Annotated in this window: 1 pseudogene; it reads left to right on the top strand. The window is 62.3% G+C overall.

The features are described from left to right. Positions 1 to 284, top strand: a pseudogene (locus AC0QKW_RS04135) (photosystem II D2 protein (photosystem q(a) protein)); the annotation flags it as partial.

Below are 284 nucleotides of genomic sequence, written 5' to 3'. Positions count from 1 at the left end.
ATGACCATAGCAATGGGACGCGCGCAAGCCCAGCGAGGATGGTTCGACGTTCTCGACGACTGGCTAAAGCGCGATCGCTTTGTCTTTATCGGCTGGTCCGGCATCTTGCTGTTTCCCTGCGCCTTCATGGCCGTCGGGGGCTGGCTGACCGGCACCACCTTTGTAACCTCCTGGTACACCCACGGCCTGGCGTCGTCGTACCTCGAAGGTGCCAACTTTTTGACCGTGGCCGTTTCCACCCCTGCCAACAGCCTGGGCCACTCCCTGCTGCTGCTGTGGGGCCC

Source organism: Pseudanabaena sp. PCC 9330 (assembly GCF_055795045.1).
Note: the sequence above shows the minus strand (reverse complement) of the source record. Positions and strands in the feature narration are given on the sequence as shown.